General features: G+C 60.2%; 12 protein-coding genes and 2 tRNA genes. 11 read left to right on the top strand and 3 right to left on the bottom strand.

The annotated features are described in order from the left end of the window. The first annotated feature begins 25 nt into the window (after nucleotides 1–25). Nucleotides 26–1897, top strand: coding sequence for a pyruvate dehydrogenase complex dihydrolipoyllysine-residue acetyltransferase (gene aceF, locus LG31_RS0115665; RefSeq protein WP_033115371.1), 1872 nt, complete (start codon nucleotides 26–28; stop codon nucleotides 1895–1897). 164 nt (nucleotides 1898–2061) lie between these two features. Next, entirely contained in the window at nucleotides 2062–3489 is a 1428-nt protein-coding gene (gene lpdA / locus LG31_RS0115660) for a dihydrolipoyl dehydrogenase (RefSeq protein ID WP_033115370.1), read from the top strand. A gap of 157 nt (nucleotides 3490–3646) precedes the next feature. Here the strand turns inward: lpdA and LG31_RS0115655 are convergent, their stop codons facing one another. Beyond that, on the bottom strand, nucleotides 3647–5557 hold the full coding sequence (locus tag LG31_RS0115655; protein WP_033115369.1) for a methyl-accepting chemotaxis protein: 1911 nt from the start codon (nucleotides 5555–5557) through the stop codon (nucleotides 3647–3649). A 233-nt stretch (nucleotides 5558–5790) separates the two neighbouring features. On the opposite strand from LG31_RS0115655, the gene LG31_RS0115650 reads away from it, so the two are divergent. The 6 genes from LG31_RS0115650 to mdtD all read left to right on the top strand — a co-directional run bounded on the left by LG31_RS0115650 (nucleotide 5791) and on the right by mdtD (nucleotide 16881). Then, nucleotides 5791–8043 carry a patatin-like phospholipase family protein gene (locus LG31_RS0115650; RefSeq protein ID WP_033115532.1) on the top strand — a complete coding sequence of 751 codons (2253 nt, stop codon included), beginning with the start codon at nucleotides 5791–5793 and terminating at the stop codon, nucleotides 8041–8043. A 229-nt stretch (nucleotides 8044–8272) separates the two neighbouring features. Further along, the gene (gene acnB, locus LG31_RS0115645; protein ID WP_033115368.1) at nucleotides 8273–10870 is read left to right on the top strand and encodes a bifunctional aconitate hydratase 2/2-methylisocitrate dehydratase; all 2598 of its coding nucleotides are present in this window, start codon (nucleotides 8273–8275) and stop codon (nucleotides 10868–10870) included. A 252-nt stretch (nucleotides 10871–11122) separates the two neighbouring features. Then, complete coding sequence (locus LG31_RS0115640) at nucleotides 11123–12709, top strand: EAL domain-containing protein (protein WP_033115367.1); 1587 nt, start codon at nucleotides 11123–11125, stop codon at nucleotides 12707–12709. A gap of 159 nt (nucleotides 12710–12868) precedes the next feature. Further along, nucleotides 12869–14263: a D-arabinono-1,4-lactone oxidase gene (locus LG31_RS0115635; protein WP_033115366.1), complete on the top strand. Its 1395-nt coding sequence runs from the start codon at nucleotides 12869–12871 to the stop codon at nucleotides 14261–14263. Nucleotides 14264–14272: 9 nt separating this feature from the next. Beyond that, nucleotides 14273–15400, top strand: a complete 1128-nt coding sequence (locus tag LG31_RS0115630; RefSeq protein WP_033115365.1) for a CobW family GTP-binding protein — start codon at nucleotides 14273–14275, stop codon at nucleotides 15398–15400. Nucleotides 15401–15468: 68 nt separating this feature from the next. After that, on the top strand, nucleotides 15469–16881 hold the full coding sequence (gene mdtD / locus LG31_RS0115625; RefSeq protein ID WP_033115364.1) for a multidrug transporter subunit MdtD: 1413 nt from the start codon (nucleotides 15469–15471) through the stop codon (nucleotides 16879–16881). A 59-nt stretch (nucleotides 16882–16940) separates the two neighbouring features. Here the strand turns inward: mdtD and folK are convergent, their stop codons facing one another. Both folK and folB read right to left on the bottom strand, forming a co-directional pair. Further along, entirely contained in the window at nucleotides 16941–17450 is a 510-nt protein-coding gene (gene folK, locus LG31_RS0115620) for a 2-amino-4-hydroxy-6-hydroxymethyldihydropteridine diphosphokinase (protein WP_033115363.1), read from the bottom strand. Further along, the gene (gene folB, locus LG31_RS0115615) at nucleotides 17450–17821 is read right to left on the bottom strand and encodes a dihydroneopterin aldolase (RefSeq protein WP_005356584.1); all 372 of its coding nucleotides are present in this window, start codon (nucleotides 17819–17821) and stop codon (nucleotides 17450–17452) included. The genes folK and folB overlap by 1 nt, the downstream gene beginning before the upstream one ends. A gap of 156 nt (nucleotides 17822–17977) precedes the next feature. Here folB and plsY point away from each other — a divergent pair, with 156 nt between their 5' ends. The 3 genes from plsY (at nucleotide 17978) to LG31_RS0115600 (ending at nucleotide 18892) form a co-directional block, all read left to right on the top strand. Next, the gene (gene plsY, locus LG31_RS0115610; RefSeq protein ID WP_033115362.1) at nucleotides 17978–18640 is read left to right on the top strand and encodes a glycerol-3-phosphate 1-O-acyltransferase PlsY; all 663 of its coding nucleotides are present in this window, start codon (nucleotides 17978–17980) and stop codon (nucleotides 18638–18640) included. Between the two features lie 47 nt (nucleotides 18641–18687). After that, nucleotides 18688–18763 (top strand) — tRNA-Phe (locus tag LG31_RS0115605). A 53-nt stretch (nucleotides 18764–18816) separates the two neighbouring features. Then, a tRNA-Thr gene (locus LG31_RS0115600) sits at nucleotides 18817–18892 on the top strand. Nucleotides 18893–18912: the final 20 nt, after the last annotated feature.

The raw sequence follows: 18912 nt of genomic DNA, 5'->3' as shown, positions 1-18912 counted from the left end.
GATCGACGCAAGAGGATAAAGCACAATGTCCAAACAGATTATGGTGCCGGATATCGGCGCCGATGAAGTTGAAGTCACCGAGATCATGGTGGCCGTGGGTGACAAGGTCGAGCTGGACCAGTCCATCATCGCGGTAGAAGGCGACAAGGCCTCCATGGAAGTACCGGCTCCGTCCGCCGGTATCGTCAAAGAGATCCTGATCAAGGTGGGCGACAAGGTTGCCACCGGTTCCCAGATCATGATCTTCGAAGCCGAAGGCGCTGCTGCTCCTGCAGAAGTGGCCGCTCCTGTTGCTGCAGCTCCGGTCGCAGCCGCTCGCAAAGATGTCAACGTACCGGACATCGGTGGTGACGAAGTTGAAGTCACCGAGATCATGGTTGCCGTAGGCGACATGGTTGAAGCCGACCAATCCATCATCGCCGTGGAAGGTGACAAGGCCTCCATGGAAGTGCCTGCGCCGTTCGCCGGTCGCGTGGTCGAGATCAAGGTTGCCGCTGGCGCCAAGGTTTCTACCGGCTCTCTGGTGATGGTATTTGAAGTGGCTGGCGCTGCTCCTGCCGTTGCTGCTGCACCGGCTCAGGCTGCCGCTCCTGCCGCCGCCCCGGTTGCTGCTGGCGCGAAAGACGTCAACGTACCGGATATCGGTGGCGACGAAGTAGAAGTCACCGAGATCATGGTTGCCGTGGGTGACAAGGTTGAAGCCGACCAGTCCCTGATCGCCGTGGAAGGTGACAAGGCCTCCATGGAAGTGCCTGCGCCGTTCGCCGGTGTGGTCAAAGAGATCAAGGTGAAGGCGGGTGACAAGGTCTCCACCGGTTCCCTGATCATGGTATTCGAAGTGGCTGGCGCTGCGCCTGTCGCCGCGCCGGTTGCTCAAGCTGCCGCGCCGGTCGCCGCTGCACCCGTTGCTGCTGCCCCGGCTCCGGTTGCTCAGGCTGCTGCCTCTTCCGACTTCGTTGCCAACGACGCTTATGTACACGCTTCTCCGGCGGTACGCCGTCTGGCGCGCGAGTTTGGCGTCAACCTGGCCAAGGTGAAAGCCTCCGGTCGCAAGGGCCGCATCGTCAAAGAAGACGTACAAGCCTACGTGAAGGATGCCATCAAGCGTGCCGAGTCCGCTCCTGCCTCTGCCGGCGTAGCCGGTGGCAACGGTCTGGGCGTACTGCCGTGGCCGAAAGTAGACTTCAGCAAGTTCGGTGATGTGGAAGAGGTCGAGCTGACCCGCATCCAGAAGATCTCCGGTCCGAACCTGCACCGCAACTGGGTCATGATCCCTCATGTCACCCAGTTCGACGAAGCCGATACCACCGAGCTGGAAGCGTTCCGCAAAGAGCAGAACGCGATGCTCGAGAAGCAGAAGGCAGACGTGAAGATCACCCCGCTGGTGTTCATCCTGAAAGCCGCTGCCAAGGCGCTGGAAGCCCACCCGCGCTTCTGCAGCTCCCTGTCCGAAGATGGCAGCAAGCTGATCATGAAGAAGTACATCCACATCGGTGTGGCGGTTGATACCCCCAACGGTCTGGTTGTGCCTGTGGTGCGCGATGTTAACAAGAAGGGCATCATGGAGCTGTCTCGCGATCTGGCGGAGATCTCCAAGAAGGCCCGTGCCGGCAAGCTGACCGCTTCCGACATGCAGGGCGGTTGCTTCACCATCTCCAGCCTAGGTGGCATCGGCGGTACCAGCTTTACCCCGATCGTCAACGCGCCGGAAGTGGCCATCCTCGGTGTCTCCAAGTCCGAGATGAAGCCGAAGTGGAACGGCAAAGAGTTCGCGCCGCGCCTGATGCTGCCGTTGGCTCTGAGCTACGACCACCGCGTGATCGATGGTGCCGATGGGGCTCGCTTCATCACCACCATGAATGGCGTGCTGTCCGACATTCGTCGACTGGTCCTGTAAGTGAGAGGGCGGGCCCAGAGCCTGCCCTTTTTACTTCTCATTTCATTAACATGATCGTAAACTTGCCCCGTTTTTTTCACGGCTGCAGCGGCCTCTTGTTTTGCAAGGAAAAGAAGGCATAAGACTGCGCTGTCCGGGGATACAAGAACGACAAAGAGGTCATGATGAGTAAAGAAATCAAAACCCAGGTCGTAGTACTGGGTGCTGGCCCTGCCGGTTATTCCGCTGCTTTCCGTGCGGCCGATCTGGGTCTGGATACCATTATCGTCGAGCGTTACTCCACCCTGGGTGGCGTCTGCCTGAACGTGGGTTGCATTCCCTCCAAGGCCCTGCTGCACGTAGCCAAAGTGATTGAAGAAGCCAAGGCGCTGGCCGAGCACGGCATCGTCTTCGGTGCGCCGCAGACCGACATCGACAAGATCCGTCTGTGGAAAGAGAAGGTTATCAACCAGCTGACCGGCGGTCTGGCTGGCATGGCCAAGATGCGTAAAGTTCAGGTTGTGAACGGCTTCGGCAAGTTCACCGGCCCGAACACCATCGAAGTTGAAGGCGCTGATGGCAAGACCACCGTGACCTTCGACAACGCCATCATCGCGGCCGGTTCCCGTCCGGTGAAGCTGCCGTTCATTCCGCACGACGACCCGCGCGTATGGGACTCTACCGATGCGCTGGAGCTGAAAACCGTTCCCGGCAAACTGCTGGTTATCGGTGGCGGCATCATCGGTCTGGAGATGGGTACCGTTTACTCCTCTCTGGGTTCCGAGATCGACGTGGTGGAATTTGCCGACCAGCTGGTTCCGGCTGCCGACAAAGACATCGTCAAGATCTACACCAAGCGCGTTGCCAAGAAGTTCAACATCATGCTGGAGACCAAGGTCACCGCAGTTGAAGCCCGTGAAGACGGTCTGTACGTCTCCTACGAAGGCAAGCACGCTCCGGCCGAGCCGGTTCGCTACGACAACGTACTGGTTGCCGTAGGTCGTGTGCCGAACGGCAAGATGCTGGATGCCGAGAAGGCTGGCGTTGCCGTCAACGAGCGCGGTTTCATCGAGGTGGACAAGCAGCTGCGTACCAACGTGGCTCACATCCACGCCATCGGTGACATCGTGGGTCAGCCGATGCTGGCTCACAAAGGTGTTCACGAAGGTCACGTTGCCGCCGAAGTGATCGCCGGCAAGAAGCACTACTTCGACCCGAAAGTGATCCCGTCCATCGCCTACACCGAGCCGGAGATGGCATGGGTTGGTCTGACCGAGAAGGAAGCCAAGCAACAGGGCCTGAACTTCGAAGTCGCCACCTTCCCGTGGGCGGCTTCCGGTCGCGCCATCGCGTCCGACTGCTCCGACGGCATGACCAAGCTGATCTTCGACAAGGAGAGCGGCCGTGTCATCGGTGGTGCCATCGTCGGTACCAACGGTGGTGAACTGCTGGGTGAAATCGGTCTGGCCATCGAGATGGGTGCTGACGCCGAAGATATCGCGTTGACCATCCACGCTCACCCGACTCTGCACGAGTCAGTGGGTCTGGCTGCCGAAGTGTTCGAAGGCTCCATCACCGACCTGCCGAACGCCAAGGCCAAGAAGAAAAAGTAATCTTCTGCCTGTCTCATGAAAAAGCCGCTCGAATGAGCGGCTTTTTGTTTTTGGGTATCAGACGTTGAAGACATCCCTTTCCAGTTTTTAGCCTGCGTGAACAGATATGTGAGAAAGGGCGCCGCAGCGCCCTTTTTATCGTGCCAAATGGCCCCGTTTATAGCCGGAAGTTGCCAACCAGTTTGTCCAGCTGGGTAGAGAGCTGCTGCAGGCTGCGGCTCGATTCGGTGAGCTGGTGGGCGATATCGGCAGTCTCCATGGTGAGCTGGTTGATATCTTCAACGTTGCGGTTGATCTCGCCGACCACGCTCGACTGCTCCTCGGTGGCGGTGGCGACCTGGATGTTCATGTCGTTGATCTGGGTGATGTGGGCGGTGATATGGCCGAGCGCGGCGTTGGCTTCATCGGCCTGTGCCACCACTTCCAGACTCTGGTTGCGGCCCTGAGCCATGGCGCTGACAGCACGGGCGCTCTGATCCTGCAGCCGGTTGATCATCTCCTGGATCTCGGCGGTAGAGGCGGCGGAGCGGTTGGCGAGGTTGCGCACTTCGTCTGCCACCACGGCGAAGCCGCGACCCTGTTCGCCGGCGCGAGCCGCTTCGATGGCCGCGTTGAGCGCCAGCAGGTTGGTCTGTTCCGAGATGCTGCGGATGGTCTCGAGGATGCTGCCGATGGAGTCGGTCTGGCTGGCCAGTGACTCGATCACGCCGGCGACCTGCTCGATCTCCCCGGAGAGTCCGACGATACCGTGACGGGCCTGTGCCACGACGTGGGCACCGGCATCCGCCTGATCGTTGGCCTGCTTGGCGACATCCGCCGCCAGCGAGGCGTTGCCGGCAATTTCGCTCACGGTGGCCCCCATCTCGTGGATGGCGGTAGCCACCTGCACGGTGCGGTCGCGCTGGGCGGTACAGTTGTGCTGGGTCAGCTGGGCCTTGCTGGCCACCTCGTTGGCTGTCGTGGCCAGCTGACGGGAGTTGCTGGCCACCTGCTCGATGGAGCCGTGGATCTTGGCGACAAAGTTGTTGAAGCCGGTCGCAACCTGGCTCAGCTCGTCGCGGCCCTCCACCTTGAGGCGCTGGGTCAGATCGCCATCACCGCTGCCCAACTCCTTGAACAGGCGCGCCAGTTCGTTGAGCGGGCGGCTGACAGACCCTGCCAGCAGCATACCCATAGCCCCCATGGCCAGAGCGATGACCAGCGAGATCATCAGGATCTGGTTGCGGTTCTGATACAGCTCGGCGTAGATCTCCGCTTCCGGCACCTGAACGACCAGATACCAGTCGAGCAGCGGGATATAGCTGCTGGCCAGTACCATGGGCTCGCCATTCACTTCGGCGCTGATCACGGCAAAGGGACGTTTGGCCAGCAGGCTGCCACTGTCGCTGCCTGCCAGCTGGCTCAGGTTGTCACGTTCTATCCGGCTGGCATCGGGGTGCAATTTCACCTTGCCGCTGCCATCGACCATAAAGACGATGCCGCTATCTTCCAGCCGGAAGTTGGACACCATGGCAACCATGGCGTCGAGGGATTTGGCAAAGCCGGCCAGTCCGCGACCATTGAGCTGCTGGAAGTTGACGAACAGCTTCATCTCGCCAGTGCTCTCGCGGAAGATGCTGAGAGTCATCTCCTTCTGGCTCTTGGTGTAGTCATAGAACCAGGCATCCTGAGCCGGAGTGAGGTTGCGCAGAAAGCCATCCTGGTTGTAGTAGGCCGCGGTCTGGCGATCGGCAAAGGAGGCGGTGACTAGCCCGTACTGGTTGGCCACATCCTTGAGCTGATTGATGAGCAGTGGCTCCTGCTCCTTGGGCATGCCCCGATCCACCCAGTCGAGAATAAAGCGGTCGGTGGCCAGCTGCTGCGCCGCGCGGGCGATGCCGTTGAGATCCTGCTCGATCTCCTTGCTGATCCGTTGGGTCAGGTTGGGCAGCTCCTGTTCGAACATCCGCTTTTCGATTAGTTGTTGCGCCGCGCGCTGGCTGAAGTAGCCCACCAGCAGGCAGGAGATAACGACGGCCAGGGTGACGGTTGCCAGAATTTTCTGTTTGAGGGTCAGGGTTGCCAGCATATAAGTGCTCAAAAGGTAGAGATTGACGACTCTCATATTAGCGGCAGAGAGGGGGCACCCATGAGCCTTTCGGCCCTTTATTTATGGATTGCGTTTGCGCTCACAAGGGGCTGGCGGACGAATAGATCCGTGAGGCGCTGAATTGGCCGGAATGCCGGTTGCGCTTGTGCTCCGGCTCCTTATAGTAGAGGCCATCTCTGGTGACCGGCTTCCTGAACAAGATGGAAAATATGATGCGCAGCGTTCGTGCGGGATGGACCCGACTGCTTTTGATTATGCTGGCGGCCATGCCGCTGCTGGTGCAGGCCGCTGATGGTGGCCGCCCCAAGGTGGCACTGGTGCTCAGTGGCGGCGGAGCCAAGGGCTCGGCCCATATCGGTATCCTCAAGGTGCTGGAGCAGAAGCGCATCCCGGTCGACATCATAGTGGGCACCAGCATGGGCTCTTATGTGGCGGGCATGTACGCCATGGGGCTCAGCGCCGAGGAGGTGGAGCGCACTACGCTGGCCATCGACTGGAACAAGGGTTATCAGGACAAAGTTGGTCGGGACGAACTCTCCCTGCGCAAGAAGCAGCAGACCGAGAAGTATCAGCTGCGCACCGATATTGGCGTCAATGGCGACACCATTCAGCTGCCGGATGGTTTCTTTCAGGGCCAATCTATGGCCAGCCTGCTGCGGACTGCCACCTCCAACCTGCCGGCGCTGAAGAGCTTCGATGATCTGCCGATTCCTTATCGTGCCATGGCAACCGATATGGAGACGGTCACCCCTTACGTGCTCGATCACGGCAGTCTGGCCAAGGCGATGCAGGCTTCCATGTCCATTCCGGGGGCGCTCAAGCCGGTGGAGTGGGATGGCCGGATTCTGGCTGATGGCGGTACGGTCAACAACATGCCGGTGGACGTGGCCAAGGCGATGGGAGCCGATGTGGTGATCGCGGTGGATATCAGTGCCAGGCTGCGCACCCGTGAGTCCCTCAAATCGGGCCTTGCCATGATCGACCAGCTCACTACCTACATGACCCAGGTCGGCACCGACAAGCAGAAGGCGCTGCTGGGGCCCAGGGATATCCTGCTCACCCCCGAGTTTGGCGACATGGGGATTGCTGACTTCGCCCGCATGCCGGAGGGGATCAAGATAGGCGAGGCGGCGGCCGAGAAGGTGTCGCTGGAGCTCGACAAGCTCTCCCTGAGCAAGGAGCGCTACAACGAGTACCGCAACCGCAAGCTGAGTCGCCGTGCCGAACGCAGCGGCTTGCCCGCTTACTACATCGACAAGGTGGAGATCATCAACAAGTCGCGCCTCTCCGACGAGACGGTGCGCGCCATGCTGGATGTGCGACCGGACAAGATCCAGACCAACGAGAGTCTGGAGGCGGGCATTCGCCGCCTCTATGCACTGGAGTCGTTCGATCGCATCACCTACGAGGTGGATGAGCGCGATGGCGAGAACGTGCTGGTGGTCGATGCCAGCGAGAAGAACTGGGGGCCGGGTTACCTCAACTTCCAGTTCGGTTTCTCCGACGATTTCGAGAACACCTCCAACTACAACGTCGGCATGTCCTACACCCTCACCAACGTCAACAACTGGGGCGGGGAGTGGCTGACCGAAGCGTCGCTTGGCACGGCGAAACATATCAAGACCGACTTCTATACCCCGCTGGAGCCATCCCAGACCTTCTTTGGCGAGGCAAGCCTGGCTTATGACAAGACCCAGCGCCGCATCTTCAGCTCCGAGCCGGATACATTCAACTATCTCGACAGCGACTACTCCTTCTTCAGTTCCGATCTGGCCGTTGGCTGGAACAGCCAGCCATGGAGCCGCATCTACACGGGGCTTGAGGGAAGGGTGGGCAATATCGATCTGAAAAACTTCAAGAATACCAGTGTGGATGCCACCGCCTGGGGGCCCTTCATCCGTTTTGAGCACGATACCCTGGATAGCCTCTATTTCCCCTACTCGGGCGAGAAGTGGGATATGAAGCTGGGTTATTCCCATGTCGATCTGACCGGGGGAGAGCTGGAGCAGAGTAGCCGCGATGAGGGGTGGAACTACAACTTCTCCATGATCAAGCCCTGGTCGTGGGGTCGTCACAGCCTCAACCTGATGCTGGAGGGCGGTGGATCCAGCAGTCAGGAGGCGCTGCCGCTCTATATCCAGGATCTGGGAGGGCTGTTCCGTCTTTCCGGCTTCCAGCGTTATCAGCTGAGTGGTCGCTACAGCCTGTTTGGCGGGTTGCGCTACATCTACCGGGTGGCAGACAACGACTTCGGTGCTCTCAAGATGCCGCTCTATCTGGGCGGCTCCCTCGAGCAGGGCGGGGTGTGGGACAAGGGCGAAGATATCAGCTTTGACAGCTCCTTCACCGCCGGCTCCGTCTATGTCGGGGTCGAGAGTTTCCTTGGCCCGGTGTTCCTCGGCTACGGCATGGCGGAGGAGGGAAATGGCGTCTTCTATCTGCAATTGGGCACTACGTTCCAATAATGGGAAAATGATGCCAATTTGTTAACTCGAAGCTATGACAGGCATTTAATTTTCAAAAAATACCAGCCTGTTTAATTGGTTACGGTTTTGTGTTGAATTGGTTAACAGGGTTTGGATTTTAATTGGTCGTTAAAACTTATATAGTGGGGAGCACCCTACGGGGTGTCCCGCAAGGACGATCGCCGCGAGCGTGGGCGAACCCCAAAAAAAGACCAAAGAGGAATTAGTCGTGCTTGAAACATACCGTAAACACGTCGCAGAACGTGCTGCCGAGGGCGTGGTTGCCAAACCTCTGGACGCAGAGCAGGTCGCCGCCCTGGTCGAGCTGCTCAAGAACCCGCCCGCCGGCGAACAAGACTTTCTGAAAGAGCTGTTGTCCTCCCGAATTCCCCCCGGTGTTGATGAAGCGGCCTATGTCAAAGCCGGTTTCCTCACTGCCGTCGCCAAGGGCGAAGCCCACTCTCCCATCCTGACTGCCGCCGAAGCCGTTGAACTGCTGGGCACCATGCAGGGTGGTTACAACATTCAGCCGCTGATCGACCTGCTGGACGATGCGACCCTGGCTCCTCTTGCTGCCAAGGGCCTCTCCCACACCCTGTTGATGTTTGACTCCTTCCATGACGTGGAGGAGAAGGCCAAGGCGGGTAATGCCCATGCCAAGCAGGTGATGCAATCCTGGGCCGACGCCGAGTGGTTCCTCTCCCGTCCTGAACTGGCAGAGAAGATCACCGTCACCGTGTTCAAGGTAACCGGCGAAACCAACACCGACGACCTGTCGCCGGCGCCGGATGCCTGGTCCCGCCCGGATATTCCATTGCACGCGCTGGCGATGCTGAAAAACGCTCGTCCCGGCATTACCCCGGACAAGGATGGCGCCGTCGGCCCCATCAAGACCATTGATGCCCTGAAAGAGAAAGGCTTCCCGCTGGCCTATGTGGGCGATGTGGTCGGTACCGGCTCTTCCCGTAAATCCGCCACCAACTCGGTGCTCTGGTTCATGGGCGACGACATTCCGTTCGTGCCGAACAAGCGCGCCGGTGGCGTGGTGCTGGGTGGCAAGATTGCCCCGATCTTCTTCAACACTATGGAAGATGCCGGCGCACTGCCCATCGAAGTGGATGTCTCTGCACTTGCGATGGGAGATGTGATCGACATCTACCCGTTTGCCGGCAAGATCTGCAAGCACGGTACCGAGCAGGTGCTGGCGCAGTTTGAACTGAAAACCGACGTGCTGATCGATGAAGTGCGTGCCGGGGGCCGCATTCCGCTGATCATCGGTCGTGGCCTGACCGACAAGGCCCGCGAGGCGCTGGGTCTGCCGTTCTCCACCGTGTTCCGCCGTCCGCAGCCGGTGGCCGATACCGGCAAAGGCTTTACTCTGGCCCAGAAGATGGTGGGCAAGGCGTGCGGCGTGAAGGGCATTCGTCCGGGCACCTACTGCGAGCCCAAGATGACCACGGTCGGCTCCCAGGACACCACGGGCCCGATGACCCGCGACGAGCTCAAAGATCTGGCCTGCCTCGGCTTCTCCGCCGATCTGACCATGCAGTCCTTCTGCCACACTGCGGCCTATCCCAAGCCCATCGACGTACAGACTCACCACACCCTGCCGGACTTCATCATGAACCGCGGCGGTGTGAGCTTGCGTCCGGGCGACGGTGTCATCCACTCCTGGCTGAACCGCATGCTGCTGCCGGATACCGTGGGTACCGGTGGTGACTCCCACACCCGTTTCCCCATCGGTATCTCCTTCCCGGCGGGCTCCGGTCTGGTGGCCTTCGCCGCTGCCACCGGCGTGATGCCGCTGGACATGCCGGAATCCGTGCTGGTGCGCTTCAAGGGCGAGCTGCAACCGGGCATCACCCTGCGTGATCTGGTTCATGCCATCCCCTACGCCGCCATCCAGAAAGGGTTGCTGACCGTCGAGAAAGCGGGCAAGAAGAACATCTTCTCCGGCCGGATTCTCGAGATCGAAGGTCTGCCGACCCTCAAAGTGGAGCAAGCCTTTGAACTGGCTGATGCCAGCGCCGAGCGCTCCGCTGCCGGTTGCACCATCAAGCTGGATAAAGAGCCGATCATCGAGTATCTGAAGTCCAACATCGTGATGCTGAAATGGATGCTCTCCGAAGGCTACGGCGACCCGCGCACCATCACCCGTCGCATCAAGGGGATGGAAGAGTGGCTGGCCAACCCGACCCTGATGGAAGCGGACAAGGATGCCGAGTACGCCGAAATCATCGAGATCGATCTGGCCACCATCAAGGAGCCGATCCTGTGTGCGCCGAACGATCCGGACGATGCCCGTCTGCTGAGCGACGTGGCTGGCGACAAGATCGACGAGGTGTTCATCGGTTCTTGTATGACCAACATCGGTCACTTCCGTGCCGCTGGCAAACTGCTCGAGAAGTATCAGGGCGAGCTGCCGACCCGCATGTGGATCGCGCCGCCCACCAAGATGGACAAGGATCAGCTGACCGAAGAGGGCTACTACGGCATCTTCGGCCGGGTCGGTGCCCGCATCGAGATCCCGGGCTGTTCCCTGTGCATGGGTAACCAGGCACGGGTCGCGGAAGGGGCCTCCGTGGTTTCCACCTCTACCCGTAACTTCCCGAACCGTCTGGGTAAAGGTGCCAACGTCTATCTGGCCTCTGCGGAGCTGGCAGCCGTTGCCGCCATCCTCGGCAAGATCCCGACCGTGGCGGAGTACCTGCAATACGCCAAGGCGCTCGATGCCACTGCGGCAGATACTTACCGCTACCTCAACTTCAACGAGATCGCTTCTTATACCAAGAAGGCCGATGCGGTGATCCTGCAGCAGGCGGTTTAACGCCTCACTGCACAGCTGTAACGAGAAATGCCGCGTAATACGCGGCATTTCTATTTTGCGGCTTTCTATTCTTGAGCCTCTTTCGAAGCTTGTTGCTGCGCGCTGTGATCCAACCACTGTTTTGGCTGTTCGTTTTATAAGTGCTTTGCGTTATGTTGTTTGGTTATGACCAGTCGGGAGATCCCTGCGTTGGTCGGTATGACGTGGATGTCTGCCTGCGGGCGGCTCTGACCAACTGTGGCGTGGCTCTCTATGTTTCTATTCCGGATCGATCTCTCCCGAACCAGGCTGCGTGTTGGCAGTGCCCTGTTGGTATTTTCCCTGCCGCTTCTGGTGGGCAGCTGGATCATTCACAGCACTTATGTGCAGGATCTGAAATCTGATTCTCACGATTCGGCACACAAGGCGAGGCTGCTGCTGGAGGAGATGCTGGACAGGGCCGAGGAGGCCAACCGGGAGGTATTGCCGCTGGTCAATGCTCCCTGTGCTCAGAACCTGCTGATCCTGAGAAAGACGGTTGCGCTCGAACCGTTTCTGCGTTCGGTCAATCTGGTGCGCGATGGGGTGATCAACTGTACCTCGCTGTTTGGCGAGGCCAATGACGCAGACGACGGTACTATCTACACCGGGCGCAAGCTGCTTTTGATGAGCGGCAACCGGGTACGCAAGAATCACCCGCTGCTGGTGGTGCGTCTCGAACAGGGAGTTGATGCGGCCCTGAGCGCCATCGACAGTACCCAGCTCAGCTTCATGCTCTCCCTGAGCGGCAAGCCGAGCGAGCTATTCCTGCAGGTCGGTTCGGCCTGGCTCAGCGAGTCGGGTCGCTATCTCGAACGCCTGCCCAGATTGCACCACAGCACCAGCCTTGAACTCTCTTCCCAGCGTTACCCCTTCACCATCTATGCCGGCTATACCATGCCGCTCTACTGGCGTTCGCTGTGGGAAGCTCGCCAGACGGCGCTACTGTCGCTGGCTGGCGCATCCCTGTTGCTCTCCCTGCTGGTGTGGTGGGTGCTTGGGCGACCTGGCTCTCCGACAGATGAGCTGCGCCGGGCACTGCGGGCGAAAGAGTTTGTCCCCTATCTGCAGCCGCTGGTGGCCAGCGATACCCGGCGGATGATGGGGGCCGAGGTGCTGATGCGCTGGAATCATGCCACCGAAGGGGTGATCCGCCCCGACCTCTTTATTCCGCAGGCTGAGGAGTCGGGGCTGATCGTCCCCATGACCAGCCAGATGATGCGCAACGTGGCAGCTCAGCTGAGCTGGGTGCAACGCTCTTTGCCCGATGGTTTTCATATCAGTTTCAATATCAGCGCCGCTCACTGTCACGACTTTGCCCTGCTGCAGGAGTGCCGGCTCTTCCTCGATCACTTTGCCCCCGGCAAGGTGGTTCTGGTGCTGGAGTTGACCGAGCGTGAGCTGCTGGTGGCGGATCCCAAGACTCTCTCCCTGTTCCGTCAGCTGGATGAGATGGGGGTCAAGCTGGCAATCGACGATTTCGGGACTGGCCACTCCAGCCTGATCTATCTGCAGCAGTTCCATGTCGACTACCTCAAGATCGACCAGTCCTTTATCGCCCGTATCGGCACCGAGTCGCTCTCGGAGCATATCGTGGACAACGTGATCGATCTGGCGACTCGCCTCGGGTTGGCGCTGGTGGCGGAAGGGGTGGAAACCAGCAGGCAGGCTGACTACCTCAGAAGCAAGGGGGTCGATTATCTGCAGGGCTTCCTGTTTGCCCGTCCCATGCCGCTGCGCCAGTTCTGCGACGAGCTGTTGCCAAAGGAGCAGGAAGAGTCGGCCACCGCGCTGGCGGGCGATATCCCGGGTACTGTCTGAGAGACTCGCCGACCAGTACCAAATGATTCCGATAATGTGGCGATAGCGGGAATGAGACCAATTCCACCAGATTGGCAGGGTCTTGTTTTCCATGCCTTGGCGCCCGCTTTTCGGTAGAATCGTCGCTCATTTTGACGTCAGCAAGAGATGAGGCGCGGTATGACGGTTCAGTTCCAGGCATTTCACAGCATCAAGGCGATTGGTAATCGGGAGGTGCTGTTCAACTGGTCGAGAACCAATCCCCTCGGGGCGCTGGATCAGGTGTGGCGCCCGAAAACCCGCGATGAGCTACAGGCGCTGCTGCGGGAACACCCCGAGCGCAAGCTGCGTCTTATCGGTTCCGGCCTCTCTTTCGAACCCATTCACAGCGTCTATGCCGAGGGCAGTCAGGCGCTGCTGGTGGACTTGCACCACCTGCGCGGCCAGCTGGCCAAAACCGCTGATACCGTGACCTATCAGGCAGGGACTCCCCTCGATATCGTTTATGCCGAGCTGATCGCCATGGAGCGGATGCTGCCCGCATCCCCCGGCGTTATCGGTATCCAGACCCTGGGCGGCGCGCTCAGCACCGGCACCCACGGTCAGGGGCTGCATCAGTCAGCCCTCTGCGATGCGGTAGAGGCGATGACGGTGATGCTGGCCAATGGCGACATCATCCGGGTTGATCGCTCTGACCCGCGCTTCGGCGCCTTCGTGATGGGGATGGGGATGCTCGGCATCCTGCTCGACGTCACCTTGCGCACCGTGCCCAACCGCATCATGCGCTGCACCAAGTTCACCACCGACTACCCCTTCCTCTTGGAGCACAACGAGCGGCTCAACCGCGAGCACGGCTTCGTGAAGAGCTGGTGGTTTGCCTGGACCGACGAGAGCCACATCTGGCTGGTGGATCCCGCCTCCGATGAGGAGGTGGCCCGCTACCGCGCCGGTGGCAGCGAGCCGCTGCTGCTGGATGGCGATATCGACGCCCGCATGAACGCCACCATAGATGCCACCCTGCAGAAGATGGCGAAAGATACCAAGGATGAGGCGCTGGCCGGTGAGCACTTCGAGACGGTGCGCCGCTTCAAGGATGCCTCCGATCTGGTGGGCAACGTCTACCAGATCCTCTGCAAGGGGATCCCTGCGCCCCAGATCAACTGCGAGGTGGCGGTGCCGCTTCATCGCATGAACGAGGCGCTGGAGACCCTGCAAGCGTGGCAGCAGGCCAATCCGGGCGTGCTGCACTACCCCTTTATTCTGCGCTGCACCGGCCCCTCCGAGGCCTGGCTCAGCGCCGCTTATGATCAGTCGGTCTGCTGGATCGGTTTTCTAGTCTATCTGGCGGCGGATGGCACCTTCGTCAACGGCTCCATGGAGCAGATGCGCGAGCTGCAGCAATTGCTGGTGCCGCTCGGCGGCATTCCCCATTTCGGCAAACATCTGGCGATGGATCTCTACGACTTCCCGGCCCTGCTGCCACGCTGGAACGACTTTGTGGCGTTGAAAGCCGAGCTCGACCCGCACGGCCGCTTTGAAAACCGCTGGCTCAGCGACCTGTTTGCCAACCGGTAAGGATCTGACATGACCGATATGCAAGATACCCGTATACCAGTGACCCTGCTGACCGGCTTTCTCGGTAGCGGCAAGACCACCTTGCTCAACCACTGGGTCAAGCAGCCGGAGCTCGGCGAGTGCGCGGTGCTGATCAACGAGTTCGGCTCGGTAGGGCTGGATCACCATCTGGTGCAACAGGTGGATGAGCAGGTGATGCTGCTCGATTCCGGCTGCATCTGCTGCTCGGTGCAGGGCTCTCTGGTGGAGGCGCTGCAGGGGCTGTTTATGAAGGCCATCCAGCGCAAGATCAAACCGTTCAAGCGACTCATTATCGAGACCACAGGTCTGGCGGATCCAGCCCCTGTGCTCTTTACCCTGCGCGAAGAGGGATTTATCGCCCAGCGTTACCGCTTCGATGGCACTGTCACCGTGGTGGATGCCGGTCATATCGAGCAGCAGCTGGCGGCTCAGTATGAGGCGGTGAAACAGGTGGCGCTGGCGGATCTGCTGGTGGTGAGCAAAGGCGATCTGGTGGATGGCGAGCAGCTGGCGCGGGTTGAAACCCAGCTGGCGGCCCTCAATCCGGCGGCGCCTATCGAGCTGGTGACCAATGGCGAGCTCTCGTCAGCGGTGCTGGAGAAGCTGGGGGCCTACAACGAGGCGGCGGGGCGCGATGTGCGCCAGCTGCTGGCCTGGCTGCGCACCGAATCCCCCAAGCAGGGGCTGGCGTCACCGATGCAACCCAAGATGCAGCCGTTCGCCGCCAAGGTGGGCACGGCGGCGCCCACCCACTTCGAGCATGGCAACATCGAGAGTTTCTCTTTGCGCATCGGCGAGCCGCTCAAGCCATCCCGTCTGCTGGCTGCCATCGATGCGGTGCAGGCCCAATACGGCGATGCCCTGCTGCGCCTCAAGGGGATATTGCAGCTGGAAGGGGAGAGCCAGCCTGTGGTGATCCACGGTGTCCACGGCCAGCTCTATCCGCTGCAGGCATTGGGTGAGTGGCCGGAGGGCAAGGCCCAGTCCCGACTGGTGTTTATTGTGAAAACTCAGGACAAGGCGGGGATAGAGCGGCTGTTCCTTGATACGCTCAAGGCTCCCGAGCCTAGCCTCGAAGAGCAGCTCAAGGCCATGCTTGGCCAGCCGGATGCCTGATGTCTGACATGACCCGCCCGTAACAACGAGAGCGGGTCTTTTTATTCCTGAAGTGGAGGTGGTCTGTTATGGCGGAAGTTTCACTCGGGGTGACCCCGGCCCAGCGCAAGTGGCTGCCCATGCTGGCGGCAGTCGGCTTTTTCATGCAGTCGCTGGATGGCACCATTCTCAATACCGCCCTGCCCAGCATGGCCGAGACGCTGGGGGAGAGCCCGCTGCAGATGCAGTCGGTGGTGATCGCCTACATGTTGACGGTGGCCCTGCTTATCCCGGCTTCCGGCTGGCTGGCTGACAGGTTCGGTACCCGTCGCATCTATCTGGCGGCAATCTCGTTGTTCACACTCGGTTCGCTGGCCTGTGCCGCCTCCGGCTCGCTCTCGATGCTGGTGGCAGCTCGGGTGCTGCAGGGAATTGGCGGCGCGCTGCTGATGCCGGTGGGACGACTGGCGGTGCTGCGGGTCTATGACAAGCGGGAGCTGCTGCAGGTGATGTCGTTCGTCACCATTCCCGGGCTGCTCGGCCCGCTGATGGGGCCTGCGCTGGGTGGCTGGCTGGTCGAGGTGGCGAGCTGGCACTGGGTCTTTCTGATTAACCTGCCGGTGGGGGTGATCGGCTTTATGGCGAGCTGGTACTTCATGCCCGATCTGCGTCAGGCAACCGCCCGTTTTGACTGGCAGGGCTTCGTGCTGTTCAGTCTCGGCATGGTGCTGGTGTCGGTCGGTTTGCAGGGGCTGGGGGAGCACAGTATCTCCACCGGCTGGGCGCTGTTTGCGTTGATCTTCGGGTTGGCGGCGATGGCGAGCTACTGGCTCTATGCCGCCAATGCGGAGCAGCCGCTCTTCAGCCTGAACCTGTTCAAGACCGCCACCTTCGCCATCGGGGTTTGGGGCAACCTGTTTGCCCGTCTTGGCAGCGGTGCCATGCCGTTCCTCACCCCGCTCTTTCTGCAACTGGGGCTCGGCTTCTCCCCGAGCAAGGCGGGGATGACCATGATCCCGACGGTGCTCGGTGCCATGCTGACCAAGACGTTGGTGAACAAGCTCATCCCCAGGGTGGGTTATCGCCGGATCCTGATTGGCAACACCATGCTGCTCGGCGCCATGATCGCCAGCTTCTACTTTATCGACAACCAGCTTCCCTACGGCGTGCTGCTGGGCTGGCTGGCGATCTTCGGCGCCATCAACTCGCTGCAGTTCTCCGCCATGAACACCCTGACCCTGCAGGACTTGAGCCCGACGCTGGCCAGCAGCGGCAACGGTCTGCTCTCTGTGGTAATGCAGCTCTCCATGAGTTTAGGGGTGGCGATTGCCGCCAGCCTGCTGGGGCTCTTCTCGGCGGGCACATCGGCCGCCAACGGCCAGTGGCTGGCAGGGTTCCACCTTACCTATCTCTGTGTTGGCTTGCTCTCCATGCTGGCGGCGCTGATCTTCGCTCAGCTGGCGCGAGACGGTGGCACGACTTCGGCTCAGGCCAGAGGATAAGAAAGAACAGGATAAGAAGTCACATCAACGAAAAGGGCACCGCGAGGTGCCCTTTTCGATCAGTGGTGCAGCAGCTCCCGCGCTTCCCAGTGAAAGAGAATGGGGCACAGTTGCTGGGAGGCCTTGTCGTAGCTCTCCCACAGCTCGTCCATGGTGCGGCCATCGATTGGGTGGCGCAGCCTGGGCGCCAGCTCGGCCAGCGGCCACAGCACGAAGGCGTTGGTGAGGATCTCGCCGCGCGGCAGCACCAGCGGCGTCTCGCAGACCAGATCGCCATAGAGCAGCAGGTCGAGATCCAGGGTGCGCGGGGCGAACTTCTTGGCATCCGGCTCGCGGCCGTGGGCGAACTCCATCTCGCGCAGCAGCTGGCAGACGGCAACCAGCGGCAGGTCGGTCTCGGCAGCGGCAACAAGGTTGTAGAAGGGACGGCCATTGAAGCCCACTGCCTCGCTCTCGAATACCCGGGAGACCCGCAGCTCGCCAAACTCGGCGTGCAGGGCATCGAGCCCGGCACGGATATGGCGCTCCCGCTCGATGTTGGAGCCAAGGCTGATATAGATAGTAGTCATCAGTTGCTGCTCGCCGCTGGGGTACGGTGGCGCAGGATCTCGACGCCGACACCGGCGGCATTGGGCACGGCGCCCGGCTTGGTGAGGGTTACCTTGACCCACTGCACCCGCTCGTCAGCGAGCACCAGCATGGCTACCTGTTCGGCCATGGTCTCGACCAGCTCGACTACCTTGCCGGTGACATGCTCGCAGATCTTGTTGGAGAGGTCGGCATAATCCAGTGCCAGATTGATGTCGTCGGTTGCAGCGGCGGGGCGGTTGTCGAACCCCATCTCGAGGTCAAAACGGAGCTTCTGGCGAATGCCTTTCTCCCACTCATATACACCTATGGTGGTCAAAACCTCGAGTCCGCGAATAAACACCTTGTCCATGACTGTACTTCTTCTTTACTCTTGATGGGCTGTGATGACAGCGCAGGGATGCTGGCCGGGCAACAGGCTTGCCGAGGCGCTCTGGTTGGGCATGGGCCCATGCCAGCGTTGTGGCCCGCATCATACCCCATTCATATCGTGGTAAAAACGACCAAGATGACGGCCCTGACGATTTTGATGATTATTCTGGCCTACCTGGGTGGTTCACTATCCAGTGCTGTGCTGGTCTCCCGCTGCAGCGGTCTGCCCGACCCGCGGGATCATGGCTCCCACAATCCGGGGGCAACCAATGTGCTGCGCCTCGGTGGCCGGCTGGCGGCACTGGTGGTGCTGTTGCTCGATGTGCTCAAGGGTACGGCGCCTGTCTATCTCGCCTGGTATCTGCAGATAAAGCCGGTCTACCTCGGCTTTATCGGGGTGGCCGCCTGTCTTGGCCACATGTACCCCATCTTCTTTCATTTTCGCGGTGGCAAGGGGGTGGCGACGGCGCTGGGCACCATGATGCCGCTCGGCTTCACCATGGGGGGCGCTGTCATCGGCACCTGGCTGCTGGTGTTGCTGGCAAGCGGCTACTCTTCGCTGGCCTCCATCATTACCGTGCTGCTGACGCCGCTCTTTACCTATCTGCTTAAACCCGAATACACCCTGCCAGTCTCCCTGCTCTCCTGCCTTATCCTGATCCGCCATCACGAGAACATCTCCCGCCTGCTCAAGGGGGAAGAACCCAAAGTCTGGCGGCGAAAAGGGTGTGCCAGTGGCGAGGAAGTGGGAAAAATGGGTGATGTTGAGCAAAAAAGAGACGAACGAGACAAAAAGTAAAATTTCCCGTTGACCATCCGCCTTAAAATCCGTTTAATAGCGCCCACGCCCAGATAGCTCAGTCGGTAGAGCAGGGGATTGAAAATCCCCGTGTCGGCGGTTCGATTCCGTCTCTGGGCACCAAATTTTGGTGCCATGAAATAAAAAACTTGTTCATGCACAATGGTTTAAAGTGTGCCGGCTTAGCTCAGTAGGTAGAGCAACTGACTTGTAATCAGTAGGTCACCAGTTCGATTCCGGTAGCCGGCACCATTTGCCCAGATAGCTCAGTC

Source organism: Aeromonas lacus, assembly GCF_000764665.1.
GTDB classification, from domain to species: Bacteria; Pseudomonadota; Gammaproteobacteria; order Enterobacterales; family Aeromonadaceae; genus Aeromonas; species Aeromonas lacus.
This window is presented reverse-complemented; position numbering and strand designations above follow the sequence as displayed.

What these genes read in the sequence shown, in the direction of transcription:
- folB (WP_005356584.1), bottom strand. Translation starts at nt 17,821, where the DNA reads ATGGACAAGGTGTTTATTCGCGGACTCGAGGTTTTGACCACCATAGGT.
- LG31_RS0115630 (WP_033115365.1), top strand. Translation starts at nt 14,273, where the DNA reads ATGACCGATATGCAAGATACCCGTATACCAGTGACCCTGCTGACCGGC.
- LG31_RS0115650 (WP_033115532.1), top strand. Translation starts at nt 5,791, where the DNA reads ATGCGCAGCGTTCGTGCGGGATGGACCCGACTGCTTTTGATTATGCTG.
- LG31_RS0115640 (WP_033115367.1), top strand. Translation starts at nt 11,123, where the DNA reads ATGTTTCTATTCCGGATCGATCTCTCCCGAACCAGGCTGCGTGTTGGC.
- lpdA (WP_033115370.1), top strand. Translation starts at nt 2,062, where the DNA reads ATGAGTAAAGAAATCAAAACCCAGGTCGTAGTACTGGGTGCTGGCCCT.
- LG31_RS0115655 (WP_033115369.1), bottom strand. Translation starts at nt 5,557, where the DNA reads ATGCTGGCAACCCTGACCCTCAAACAGAAAATTCTGGCAACCGTCACC.
- folK (WP_033115363.1), bottom strand. Translation starts at nt 17,450, where the DNA reads ATGACTACTATCTATATCAGCCTTGGCTCCAACATCGAGCGGGAGCGC.
- mdtD (WP_033115364.1), top strand. Translation starts at nt 15,469, where the DNA reads ATGGCGGAAGTTTCACTCGGGGTGACCCCGGCCCAGCGCAAGTGGCTG.
- LG31_RS0115635 (WP_033115366.1), top strand. Translation starts at nt 12,869, where the DNA reads ATGACGGTTCAGTTCCAGGCATTTCACAGCATCAAGGCGATTGGTAAT.
- aceF (WP_033115371.1), top strand. Translation starts at nt 26, where the DNA reads ATGTCCAAACAGATTATGGTGCCGGATATCGGCGCCGATGAAGTTGAA.
- plsY (WP_033115362.1), top strand. Translation starts at nt 17,978, where the DNA reads ATGACGGCCCTGACGATTTTGATGATTATTCTGGCCTACCTGGGTGGT.